This is a genomic window from Alteromonas sp. AO-Serp (assembly GCF_017849675.1).
Lineage (GTDB): Bacteria > Pseudomonadota > Gammaproteobacteria > Enterobacterales > Alteromonadaceae > Alteromonas > Alteromonas macleodii.
In genome coordinates this window covers 1-12,168 of record NZ_JAFLMX010000229.1, presented here as the reverse complement: position 1 = coordinate 12,168, position 12,168 = coordinate 1, and the positions used below count along the sequence as shown (strand labels likewise).

At 43.6% G+C, this 12,168-nt stretch carries 15 protein-coding genes and 1 pseudogene; 15 read left to right on the top strand and 1 reads right to left on the bottom strand.

Translation table 11 applies throughout. The features are described from left to right. The 13 genes and pseudogenes from QVA83_RS15600 to QVA83_RS15540 form a co-directional block, all read left to right on the top strand. Positions 1-366: pseudogene (locus tag QVA83_RS15600) on the top strand (hypothetical protein); the annotation flags it as partial. 24 nt (positions 367-390) lie between these two features. After that, positions 391-795, top strand: coding sequence for an MAPEG family protein (locus QVA83_RS15595; RefSeq protein WP_014976507.1), 405 nt, complete (start codon positions 391-393; stop codon positions 793-795). A 14-nt stretch (positions 796-809) separates the two neighbouring features. Continuing rightward, complete coding sequence (locus QVA83_RS15590) at positions 810-1,034, top strand: hypothetical protein (protein ID WP_014976508.1); 225 nt, start codon at positions 810-812, stop codon at positions 1,032-1,034. 21 nt (positions 1,035-1,055) lie between these two features. Then, the gene (locus QVA83_RS15585; protein ID WP_014976509.1) at positions 1,056-1,313 is read left to right on the top strand and encodes a hypothetical protein; all 258 of its coding nucleotides are present in this window, start codon (positions 1,056-1,058) and stop codon (positions 1,311-1,313) included. Between the two features lie 46 nt (positions 1,314-1,359). After that, complete coding sequence (locus tag QVA83_RS15580; protein WP_014976510.1) at positions 1,360-1,905, top strand: hypothetical protein; 546 nt, start codon at positions 1,360-1,362, stop codon at positions 1,903-1,905. 78 nt (positions 1,906-1,983) lie between these two features. Next, positions 1,984-3,030 (top strand): DUF2157 domain-containing protein, encoded by a 1,047-nt coding sequence (locus tag QVA83_RS15575; RefSeq protein ID WP_069944294.1) that lies wholly within the window; start codon positions 1,984-1,986, stop codon positions 3,028-3,030. 94 nt (positions 3,031-3,124) lie between these two features. After that, a complete protein-coding gene (locus QVA83_RS15570; protein ID WP_069944295.1) occupies positions 3,125-3,844 on the top strand; it encodes a DUF4328 domain-containing protein in 720 nt (239 codons plus the stop codon). A 267-nt stretch (positions 3,845-4,111) separates the two neighbouring features. Continuing rightward, on the top strand, positions 4,112-5,827 hold the full coding sequence (locus tag QVA83_RS15565) for an OFA family MFS transporter (RefSeq protein ID WP_069944296.1): 1,716 nt from the start codon (positions 4,112-4,114) through the stop codon (positions 5,825-5,827). Between the two features lie 127 nt (positions 5,828-5,954). Next, positions 5,955-7,001 carry a succinylglutamate desuccinylase/aspartoacylase family protein gene (locus QVA83_RS15560; protein WP_231513071.1) on the top strand — a complete coding sequence of 349 codons (1,047 nt, stop codon included), beginning with the start codon at positions 5,955-5,957 and terminating at the stop codon, positions 6,999-7,001. A 95-nt stretch (positions 7,002-7,096) separates the two neighbouring features. Continuing rightward, a complete protein-coding gene (locus tag QVA83_RS15555; RefSeq protein ID WP_197040339.1) occupies positions 7,097-7,273 on the top strand; it encodes a hypothetical protein in 177 nt (58 codons plus the stop codon). A gap of 100 nt (positions 7,274-7,373) precedes the next feature. Continuing rightward, on the top strand, positions 7,374-8,066 hold the full coding sequence (locus QVA83_RS15550; RefSeq protein WP_156078326.1) for an energy transducer TonB: 693 nt from the start codon (positions 7,374-7,376) through the stop codon (positions 8,064-8,066). A 9-nt stretch (positions 8,067-8,075) separates the two neighbouring features. Next, the gene (locus tag QVA83_RS15545) at positions 8,076-8,678 is read left to right on the top strand and encodes an RNA polymerase sigma factor (protein ID WP_156078327.1); all 603 of its coding nucleotides are present in this window, start codon (positions 8,076-8,078) and stop codon (positions 8,676-8,678) included. Between the two features lie 2 nt (positions 8,679-8,680). Then, on the top strand, positions 8,681-9,349 hold the full coding sequence (locus QVA83_RS15540) for a hypothetical protein (protein WP_156078328.1): 669 nt from the start codon (positions 8,681-8,683) through the stop codon (positions 9,347-9,349). Positions 9,350-9,442: 93 nt separating this feature from the next. Here the strand turns inward: QVA83_RS15540 and cdd are convergent, their stop codons facing one another. After that, complete coding sequence (gene cdd, locus QVA83_RS15535) at positions 9,443-9,850, bottom strand: cytidine deaminase (protein ID WP_039220705.1); 408 nt, start codon at positions 9,848-9,850, stop codon at positions 9,443-9,445. A gap of 135 nt (positions 9,851-9,985) precedes the next feature. Between cdd and nlpI the strand changes: the two genes are divergently transcribed. Both nlpI and QVA83_RS15525 read left to right on the top strand, forming a co-directional pair. Further along, positions 9,986-10,888, top strand: coding sequence for a lipoprotein NlpI (gene nlpI, locus QVA83_RS15530; protein ID WP_014949420.1), 903 nt, complete (start codon positions 9,986-9,988; stop codon positions 10,886-10,888). Positions 10,889-10,900: 12 nt separating this feature from the next. Beyond that, positions 10,901-12,168 (top strand): SEL1-like repeat protein (locus tag QVA83_RS15525; protein WP_287498662.1); only part of this gene is annotated, 1,268 nt, incomplete at its 3' end.

The following is a 12,168-nucleotide window of genomic DNA, read 5'->3' as shown; positions in this document are numbered from 1 at the left end:
GCTTCGGCATGTCCATCGACAGAGGCGATGGAAAAGGGAGGGCTAGAAGGTGGTCAAGTTGCGACTTCTTTCATTGTCGCTTCAATAATCGATGAATGGGTGAAGTCTAACACGGAATGGTTAGTGATTGAGGATGCATGTAATTTTTCTCATCAACCCATGATTCGTGTTCCTTATGTAAGAATTGGAAATAAAACCGTTGGCCCAGTTTGGTTCACAAGAAGAGCAGACAGTAGTTTCCACCAATTTATGTCTTCGATGATGGATAGGCGCATTGATGGCGCACTAGGAGGTTCAGCGCTTCAGTACTTAAGACTCATAGTTGATTACCCCAACGAGCAAGCGTTGATAGCTAACGAAATTTGATAACAACGAGATAATTAAACCAAGATGTCTAATTTAATAACCCCTATGTTTATGCACATTCTTCTTTGTGCATTGCTCTACGTATTTCTCACGCTAGCTCGCGCGCCTTCGGTATGGGGAGTAGGGAAAAACAAAGATGGTTCAAACCCGTTTGCTGATATACAGCCTAAAGTAAGTGCGAATCTGAGCAATCAGTTTGAGTGGCCGTTATTTTTTCACGTTGTTTGCGCCTTGCTAATTTCCTTAGGTGAGCCAATTAGCAATTCACAAGTCTTCCTTGCGTGGGTATTTTTTATTGGCAGGGTGCTGCATAGTCTTGTACAAATATTTACTGACAATATTAGATTGCGTGGTTTGGTGTTTACTATCAACTTCGTTGCCGTTCTTGCAATGTGGTTGTTGCTTTTTATAGAACAGGTTTTAGGTTAAAGAGCGTAAGGGTTATGGAAGAAGTTTTTGAACCGCTGGGCCGCTTTATGCTTCGAGTAATAAAGTGGATTATCATAGACGCTATTATGGAATTCGTTTTGAAGGGCACGGGCCATGTGGTGCTCAAGTTGCTGACCTTCGGCAAGTATCCAAGAGCAGGTCGTGATGAAGGAAGGACCGTTGCTGTTGGTTTTATAAGCTTTGTGGTGGTTTTTGTCTGTCTTGCAATGATTGCTTAGAGTTGAAAAAGGATATCTGCGATGAAATTAGAAAAGTGGGCGAGAATAAGAGAAAAAGGAAAACAGCGCTTCGTTCTAGTTTACGGCGTTTTAGGCTGGGGAGTCTCTACCGGTTTATTATGGTCATTACTTATGGCGTTTATTGAGCCTTCCGAAAATATCTGGGGGCGACTCGCCATTGCGATGATCATCTTTCCCATTGCGGGTATCGCTTTTGGCCACTTAACGTGGAACAAATCTGAAAAAGCTTTTGCAAAAGAAACGACGAGAACTGTATAGAATTGCTAGAACATGTCTTGTAATAACCAATGAAGGGAAGCCGCTGTTGTTAAGTATCAAAAAATTATTTGTTGTTTCATTAACTTTGCTTGTAGTTAGTTGTGCCAATATACCTATTGCAACAATGCTTGAGTTTCGCTCATTTGATGAGGAGAAATTTGTTGAACTCGACCCCAATCATTTACTTACGAAGATTCACTTAGACAAGCCTGCCGAAATAAAACCAGAAAGCACCTGGCTTACCTTGGGTGTTAGCTCCTCAGAGCAAGAAAGAAGTTTTAAGTATAATCTTGAGGTTATTTCAGAAAAAACACTGCCGGCCGAGTCAGGATGGCTGAGTAAAACGCCAGTGCGAACTGAGTACATTTTAGGGTTAAGTGCCGACGCAATAAAAGAATTCACTGAACTTCAAGAGTTCATGGGTTCTGCATCGCCAACGGGCTTTGATCTTCACGTCAATACTGGGTTTAAAGAGGCGGCAAATGAAATGACAAGCATCACTATGTCTATCTTTTTAAAGCTTTACGCTGATGAAGACTATTTTACGCTAATCGATAGAGCGGAATTAGATATCGAGAAAGGAAGCGAGTAACTTCTATTAGGCTGGCTTTTTACCCATAACAAAGTAAAGTAATAATCTTCAGCTCTTCAAGCTTATTTAGAGAAGTACATGGAAGTATCTAAATCCAGTATTCAAAAAGCAGTAGCTAACAATATCATCTCCGAGCAACAGGGCATTGCTCTGTACAATTTCTTTCAAGAAGAAAATCAGCATACTCCCTCTTTTACCTTCACCCATATTCTGTATTACTTAGGTGGCCTTATTGCAATTGGCGCCATGACTCTATTTATGAATTTAGGCTGGGAGCAATTTGGTGGTGCCGGCATCGTATTTATCTCTATGCTTTATGCTGGCGTGGGCTTAAAGCTTGCCAATTCCTTTGCGCGTAAGCATTTAATAATACCAGCAGGGATCTGTGCCACGTTCGTAGTTTGTTTAACGCCAATTGCTATCTACGGTGCGCAGCAATGGCTAGGGCTATGGCCCGACGACAATACGGTTTTTCGCCAGTTTCACCACCGCATTAAATGGCTATGGTTATATATGGAACTTGGAACGCTAGTAACTGGACTTATCGTAGCATGGCGATATAAATACCCGTTCTTAATAATGCCGATTGCGGTAACGCTCTGGTATATCAGTATGGACGCTGTGATGCTCATTATTGACCATGAGGACTTATGGAACAGCTACACGTGGCAATTCCGAGCACTTGTGTCGATGTACTTTGGCGCGTTGATGACGCTATTGGCGTTCTGGGTGGACATAAGAGCACGGAACACAGCAGATTACGCGTTTTGGCTTTATCTTTTCGGCGTTTTAGCGTTTTGGGGCGGCCTTACCAGTCAAGATTCAGACAGCGAACTGTCTAAGTTTATCTATTTCTGTATAAACCTTGCCATGATTGGCGCTGGTGCTCTGTTGGTTCGACGTGTATTTGTTATATTTGGTGCTTTGGGATGCTGTTTATATTTAGGTCATCTTGCTTCTACCGTTTTTGAAGATAGTTGGCTTTTCCCTGTAGCGCTATCAGCGATCGGTTTAGGCGTCGTATATTCGGGAATTTGGTGGCAAAAGAATGAGGCTCGCATAACAAAGAGTGCGCAAGCGATACTGCCGAAAGCGCTACAGGAACTATTAGCTAATAAAGCTTAGTTCACCTAGGCAGTAAATAAACCAGTAACTAACTCAATACAGATAACAATTAATAAAAGATAACGCTTACGCAGTAGTAAGGGGAAAGAGGTAAATGGAGATGTCGGAAAATAACGTAGAATTTAAGGAGCCTGGTCGCCTCACTACGTGGATAAAGTATTTATTGTACGTACAGGTGGCTTTAGCGCTTATAGCCATTGGTTCCAACTTAATGGAGTATCAACTTCTAACAGATTTTCAAAATGGCGTTTATTTCAATCAAGAAATGGCCGTTGCAGACGCTGAGTCCAATGACAAAAGGCAGCAGATAATTGCTTTTTCGTATTTGGCGGTGTTTATCATTTCCGGCATCTTAATTCTTAAATGGATTTATCAGTCAAACCAAAATGCGCGTTATTTAGGCGCTAAAGATATGACGTTTACACCTGCTTGGTCGATAGGTTTCTATTTCATTCCTATTGTGTCGTTATGGAAACCTTATCAAGCGATGAAAGAGATTTGGCAAGCCAGCCAAAACCCTAACAATTGGCACTTAGAAAAAGCAGGCCCTATTTTAGGCATATGGTGGTTTTTCTGGATCGCCAACAGTGTGGTTGGACAGGTCGTTTTTCGTATGTCCAGAAGGGCGCAAGAAATCTCCGAAATAATGAATGTTAATCTGATTTCGCAGGTTTCTGAGGTCCTATCCATTCCACTAGCCATAGTTACTTGGTTATTGATTAACAACATCTCTAACATGCAAAAAGCACAGATTGAAAGTGACGTGGAAAAAGCAGAAACTGCAGAAGATTCAGATTTACAACCCGCAAAATAGTAGTATCCATTTCGCTTGTTGCTCTGCCACAAAGGTAGAGCAACTGTCTTTATAAGACTAAAGTCTTACTCTATATGTAAACATTAAGTAAAAATTAAGTTGCGCGACAGTGTCGTTATACTTAAGTATAACAAAAGGTCAGGATAACGCTGGCTTACGTACACATCTTCGTTTCTATACCTTTGATTTAATACAATAATGGGAGCCATACACCCCCAGTAATAAAGCGGCATAGAAACGCGCACAATACATGTAGGGGAAAAATGTATGTCAACTTCAGGAACGGGGGCGCTTGCTTTCTTACGCAAAGAAAACATTGTCGCACCAGATGGCTATAACCGCTGGCGGGTTCCGCCAGCATCTATCGCAATCCACCTTTGTATCGGGTCTGTTTATGCGTGGTCAGTTTTCAACACGCCGCTAACTCGAGACTTGGGCGTTGTTGCGTCTTCTGCTAACGATTGGAGTTTATCTTCGGTTGTTTGGATCTTCTCAGTGGCTATTGTTTGCCTTGGTTTAGCTGCCGCATTTGCGGGTAAATGGCTAGAGAAAGTAGGGCCTCGTTTTGTAGGCGTGGTTGCGGCTTTTTTGTGGGGCGGTGGTTTTATTGTTGGTTCGATAGGTATCTCTACCCATCAACTGTGGCTGCTGTACTTGGGCTACGGCGTACTCGGCGGCTTCGGGCTTGGGCTCGGTTATGTTTCACCAGTCTCAACACTCATACGGTGGTTTCCCGATCGACGAGGTATGGCAACAGGTCTCGCAATTATGGGTTTTGGTGGAGGTGCAATGATAGGCGCTCCTCTTATTAGTGCACTGCTTGAAACTTTTCAAAGAGCGCCAGAATACTTAGGTGCAGAAAACATGGTTGCGCTGGTTACCGAAGAAGGGCGTCGTTTTGCAGAGACGGCAGCTGGAAAAGTAGAAGTGGTTATTGCCTCTGCAAATCAAGCAGCCTCGTTCGGTGGCGAAGCCGGTGTTTATGTCGTTGGTACGGGCGAAACTGGTGCGGCATCGACTTTCCTTACTCTTGGTATCGCTTATTTTATTGTAATGATGTTTGCGTCTTTCCAGTATCGCGTACCGAAAGAGGAGTGGAAACCAGAGGGTTGGCAGCCTAAACCTGAAGCATCATCGAAAGGAATGGTATCGAAAAATCACGTCCATATTGATCAAGCCCTTAAAACACCTCAATTTTGGTTGCTTTGGATAGTACTATGTTTCAATGTTACCGCGGGTATTGGCGTTATTGGCGTAGCGAAGACCATGATCAATGAGATCTTTGGAAACTTAGCTATTGTTACCGCAGGTTTTGCAGGTACCTATGTATTGATGATCTCGGTGTTTAACATGGTAGGGCGCTTCTTTTGGGCTTCTACGTCTGATTATATTGGCAGAAAGAATACCTACCACTGCTTTTTCGTAATAGGTACGCTGCTTTACTTGTCTATCCCTTTTTGGGCTGGAATGGGGAACACCACCGCGTTAATTGGGTTCTACATTGCAACAATGATAATTTTCACAATGTATGGCGGTGGCTTTGCAACTATTCCTGCATACTTGGCAGATTTGTTTGGTACCTTACATGTAGGCGGCATTCACGGCCGATTGCTAACAGCATGGTCTACTGCCGGCGTATTAGGGCCATTCGCTATTACTTATTTGCGCAATATGTCAGTAGAAAATGCAATTGCCGATTTAGCGGCAAAAGTCGACCCTGCCGCGTTTGCAAGTAAGTTTGGTGCGCCAATGGCTGACTTGCAAAAATTGGTAGAAGCTAAAACGGTAACGGTTGCACGTTTGCTGGAAATTGCGCCAGCCGGAACGGTAGACCCAACCTCTACGCTCTACAATACCACTATGTATGCAATGGCTGGGTTATTGGTATTGGCATTTATTGCTAACTTACTTGTAAAACCTGTGCGAGAGAAGCATCACGTAGAGAACACGCACCCCGAACTGGAGCCCGCGCGAGCAAGCTAATTTACCAATCGAGAATACCCGCTTTATAGCGGGTATTTTTTTGCAAAGGTGTTTTAAAATACTCTTTATTGATTAAGTTGAAACGTTCTGGCTTACTAGTGCGCTATTTTCTCATGAGTTGTCAGCTATGCTATTTAAGAAGAATCCTCTTGCTTCCATTGTTGTTTCCCTATGCTGTGCGTTTAGCCTCAATGTTAGTGCAAATGCGCCGTATGAATTAATGGGGGTGACAACAAAAACGGGGGAGAAAACGTCATATCTTGCTAAAGAAAGCAACATAACCTTGCCAGTGACGGTTATTAACGGAAAAAGTGACGGTCCTGTATTGTTGCTTACCGCTGGTATTCATGGCGATGAGTTTCCATCTATGTATGCGTTGCAGCAACTACAGCAAAGCATTGATCCTAAAGAGATGAGCGGTGTGTTGGTTGTGTTGCACTTGGCAAACTTAGATGGGTTTCACGCAAATAGAATCGCGTTGAACCCTAAAGATGAGAAAAACCTAAATCGGGAATTCCCAGGGAGCGTTGATGGCACACCAACAGAACAGATTGCGGAGCTGCTAACCAGAGAGTTTATCGGCAAAACAGATTTCTTGATCGACATGCATTCTGGTAGCGCAAACCAAACGTTGCTAAATCATGTGTATTCTCCTTTTGTGGGCGACGAAGAACTTGATGCGTTAACATTTGAATTTGCCAAAGCCACGGGCATGCAGCATATCGTTATGTATGGCGACCGCCCAAGAGATCCCAACAATTCAATTTCATACCCTAACACAGCGATGACGAGAGGAAAGCCGGGACTAACGACTGAAATTGGGCATTTGGCACAGACAGATGAAGAATCGGTAGCAAAAGCGCTAGATGTGGCTAAAAACGCCATGTATTTTTTGAAAATGCTGCCAGAGACGCCAAAGCAGCACCCCGAGCCAGTTATCTATGAAACAATCAAATATCCAAAGAGCTCAAAAAACGGGTTCTTCAAAGCTTCTGTGGTGATAGGCGATAAAGTAAAGACAGGACAGGATGTAGGTGCGGTCACGGACTATTTTGGAAATCTCGTTGAAACCATTAAATCGCCCGTTGATGGCACGGTTATGATGGTTAATCAAATGCCAGCCATCAAAGACGGACAGTCTGTTATGGCTATTGGTGTTGAAGTTTCTGAATAACTAAGCTGGTGGCGTAGTTACAGTGGTGATCTAATTAACCTACTCAAACAAATAAATGTTAAAGTTATTTCACGAAATTGTGATTAGGGAATGATATGGACTTTCTTTTTAATGTTTTGATTTGGGTGGGCGTTGTTATTTTTGCCATATTTTTTATTGGATTTATGGCCGCTGCTAAGCTGAATAAACGCCAAGAAGAAAACCGCGCCAATCAGACGTCTGCAGAGCCTATTCGTGAAGGCGAAAAGCCGAGTAACCAAAATAAAAGTTAACCTTTCGAACATTGTAAAACGTCAACGTTAAATAAAAACGTTCACATTTATTCACCCCTTTATATCAGTTCCCCCGTTTAGTGAAAAAAGGGGGAACATTATGCAAACAACAATTTTACCAAACGCCAACCCAAAGCACTTAACACACCAAAGTGTACTACCGTTTGAAAAAGCGCCTTTCGCTAAACGTGCTTTAAACGCAGCCACAATTGCTATAGCTGGATGTACCGTTACGGCAGGGCTTTTCGTATTAATGGCAGAGCTCATTAAGCAAGACAAAGTAAACATAAGCGAAGCCCCACCGGTGTTCTTTGAGCCGATCATTTACCAACCTGAAGACGAACGGACCATCACTAAAAAACCAATGGTGCCAATTGAGCAGGTAATTAAAACGCCACCTCAAAAAGTTATCGAGATTGACCCTGAGCCCAATGAAGGCCCAGGCGGCTTTGAGATAAAAACGCACATACCTAATACGGGGTTAGATTTGTCGATTAACTTGAACAGTGCGCAAGGTGATATGCAAGCCACACCCCAATTTAGGGTAGACCCCACTTATCCACCTGAGGCCAGTCGCGACGGTATTGAAGGCTGGGTAAAGTTAGGGTTTACGATAAGTGCTAGTGGCTCAGTGTCTGATATTACAGTACTAGATTCAGAGCCCAAGCGCGTGTTCGATAGAGCTGCGCGCAGAGCGCTTAAAAAATGGAAGTACAAACCCAAGCTGAATGACGGTAAACCTGTTAGTCAATCAGGTATGGTTGTAGTATTAGATTTCAAATTAGAACAATAAGGACTGCCTATGAGTATAGGCGCAAGCTTGCAAAGCCTGTTTCAAGGCAAGCGCGAAAAAGTGCTGGGAGTCAGCGAAAGGCTAATGCTGCGGTACAGCGCAAAAGGTGATGAAGCATCGTTAGCCGCGCTGTTTGACTTACACAGCCATAAGCTATTTTATTTTTTGAAGGTGTTAAGTGATAGCACTGTTGCAGAAGATATGTGTCAGCGCACTTGGATTAAAGTTATCGAAAATCGTCACTTATTTAAAAGCGGCGATAATTTTCAGGCTTGGCTGTTCACTATTGGTAGGCGAACGCTTATTGATGAATTCAGAAAAAACGCCAAGCTTGAATATAACAACGAGGCAGTTGAATCGTTTTCGTTAAGTGAGTTACTTAAAAATGCACAGTCTTCGGTAGAGGATGACGTAGCAAAAGGGATAGAAAAAGACGTGTTTAAGGCATGTATTCAGCAGTTACCCTACAAGCAGAAAGAGGCGCTTTCGCTACAGTTTGAAGGTTTTTCGTTAGCGGAAATCGCCGCTATTTGCGGCGCTGAAAAAGAAACGATTAAAACTCGGATACGTTATGCCAAAGACAGCCTTAAAACCATGCTGGAGAAACTGTAATCATGTCTACATCAGATAAAGAGCTACAAGATGCGTTCAAACGCAGCCAGCAGGTACAAAAGCAAAATGATGGAATGAGTGAAAAGGCTAATGCTCGAATTCGTGAAAGGGTTCTCGCGTACAACAAGGCAATAGAAAGTGATAGTGGAATAAAACGCGTATTTTCTGCTACGGCTGCTAATATTCGAGCGTACTTCGCTTCTTCAACCTTACGTTTTACGGCTGTGGCATTTGCTATTGTCGCAATGTTGGGCGTATACAATATAGGTACACTCCAACGTAATCATTCGTCGCCATTACAGACGGCAGCACACCGTGTAGATATTGTTCAATATCACGGATTCGAAGGGGAAGATAAGCTGCTAGCTGGTAAAGCCGGAACTGATTATAAAGCGCGATTTAATGCCTATACTCAACAATATATTGAAAGCAATTTAGTCGCTAGAGCGGTTACGTTAGAGCCAGCCACGCTTACGGCGCAAAATGGGTATTGGCTCTTGGTGAGCTGCAAAAATCAGCAAGTTGTGGTTTCTGAAAACCTTATCGCATCATTAAATATTAACGGTCGCATAGAAGGGGATATCAATATTGGCACGCATGTAGCGCTGGCCTTTGATGCGCAAGGAAGAATACTTTCAATTAAACAGTCGAGTAAGCCGTTGATGTGCTGATTTATAGGGTGTTTAGCTGGATGCGTTCGTAAACGAGGTAAAGGCGGTGAAACTCGCTCGAGCCTCGATTACGAACAGTATTTTAGGAATGACTTATTTGTCTAAATCGTGTGCTCTAAAGGCATTTGGAAGTAACTCACCAATGGTGGTTTCGAATGTCTCGCCGTTTTGACTTACCATGGTAACGGGAGTTTCATCTGGGGCAAATTCAGCAATTTTCTGTCTGCATCCACCGCACGGAAAGCAAAACTCGTCGTTCGGGCTCGCAATAACGATATGCGAAATACGTTTTTGTCCCTGTGTGACCATATTGCCAATAGCTGTGGCTTCAGCGCATTGTCCTAATGGAAAAGCAGCACTTTCTACATTACAACCAGAGAAGGTTTCTCCACTTGGAGTAAGCACCGCAGCACCAACTTTAAAGTTGGAATAAGGTGAGTGTGAGTTTTTCTGTGCGTCAAAAGCAAGTTGTGATAGTTGTTCTAAATTATTTTTCTTCATAGCTACCTGTGTTAACCACCCAATACGCTTTACTTTTATCATCAAATGCGAGAAGGTTGGCGGCATTAGCGCCGCAACAAGCGTATACTTAATACTCAGGCGGTTTTTTCTTTTTTTATAGAATGCTTTTTTACCATGTGCAGAAACGTTAGTCTCATCTTTTTTTCTCTATTCGCTGCTATTTTAACCGGTTGTGCGCAAACACCACCTGTTTCAGAAAGACCACAAATGGGAAACCTGCTTTTAGCCGAACCTGCGCCCATTAATCCTCGTTCCGAAATGGCTATTGCTCGTTACAATCAGGTGCTTACCAGCCCTGCGTTATCAGATGAAGACAAAGCTGAACTGCACTTTCAACGAGGCATGTTGTACGACAGCGTGGGCCTATCGGGCTTAGCGCAGTTTGATTACACCCAAGCCATTAATTTAAAGCCAGATTTGGCTGAAGCCTATAATTCTATGGGTATTCACTATATTCAGCAGAACGACTTTATTCAGGCTTACGACGCATTCGACTCTACACTGGAAATTAACCCAGAGTATGATTTCGCGTTCCTAAATCGCGGTATTGCGCTTTATTACGGTGGGCGCGCCGAACTCGCGACCAACGATCTAAACCGCTTTTTTGAAAAAGATGATAGCGATCCATTTCGCGCTCTGTGGGCGTACTTTGCGCATCACGACGTGTCAGAGCTTGAAGGACAAAAATACTTGGCTTCTATTCGACCAACGCTGGACAACCAGCACTGGGCTACTACGCTGGTGGACTTGTTTTTAGGTACTGTTGATGAGAACGATGTACTTAACTCATTGTTAGACGGTGTGAAAAGCCAAAAAGCGTTAACAGACAGGTTGTGTGAAGCGTATTTTTACTTAGGTAAATTTCATACCCAGCGCGGAAACAGCGGTATTGCATCAAATTACTTCAAGCTTGCATTAAGCACCAATGTATTTGATTACGTTGAACACCGCTACGCACGAATGGAACTTAACCGTTTGCGTGAACTAGCTAGCAGCGATCTGGTTAGCGAAGAGTAAGCAGCAAGCGTTATGCGAGGCTTATTTTTAGCAGTGTTCGCACTGCTCATAGTTGCGGGCGATAGCGGACGCTATGTCCCGCAACTAATTGCTAATGCAAGCAAGGTACTTACGCCGGCAAGCCTAGTGTCAGATAGCGACCCAACTGAAAAGGCGAGCTCTGCTTCAGTAAATGCTGCCGACGGCATGGAACAGGACAGCACAGAATCTTCTCCCGACGCTCAAACTTCGGCTAATACCGAACGTTTCAATTATTCTAACTATCACCTTAAGCATGATGCACTAGCGCTACTTTGGTTAGCTGCAAAGCAGGGCAGTGAAAATGCACAGGCACGCTTGCTCGGTGAATTTGAGCGTGCGTATAACGCAGGCTTCATTGCTACTGACTATATTGATGAAACCACTGCAATCTATTTTCTAGAGAAGCTAGTTAATCTTGAAAACGCAGACGCTGCATGGCTGCTATATCAAATATTAGGTGAAGAAGGTGCGTCACAGCGCTTTATGCGCTTAGCAGCGCTCGGCGAGGTCGCAGAAGCACAGCTTGCGTTTGCAATGTCTACTGATTCGCCAGAAAAACGTGAGAAGTGGCTAGTACGCGCGGCTTCACAAAACTACGTACCCGCACAGGCCGCATTGGCCGATTGGTATCTTCTACACGGGCAGCAACAATTAGCGAAACCGCTTCTCGCAGCAACAGCAACCTTAGACATGCAAAGCGCATTTAAATACGCTCGCCTTCTGTGGGACGAAGGGGAGTTTTCTGAGGCCAAGCAGCATTTTAGCTTTGCCGCGAAGAAAGGACATCTTCAAGCTGAAAAAGCTTTAGAGGCCATCAATCTATACACGCCGTACTCTATAGAGCAAGCATTAAAACAGTCGCCTTTATTTAACTGGGAGAGTGAAGAGAAGTGCCTTCAGCGTATACAGCCTTTTGCTACCAGTTTGGCTACTATTATGCGTGCTCACAGTCTTTACAACTCATTCAATAACGACAAGCGTCTGCAGAACCTTTCTATTTGCCTGGCCCCGCCTATTTGGCTTAAATCCGATGTACTAAGTTGCGATCCGGATTATAAGAATGCTGGGATCTTAGGTTGTAGTATCACCCCTTTAGCAAGCATTGCGAAAAAGCAGAAATTTAGTCATGCAGTAGTGGTCGCAGAGCAGGGTAAGGCAAATGTTCAAAACGGCGTAATGTATTTAGACATTAGTGACGCTTACTCCGTGTTTGTTCAAGAGCTAGCGCACTTTGCTGGCTTCGCTGATGAATATCCTAT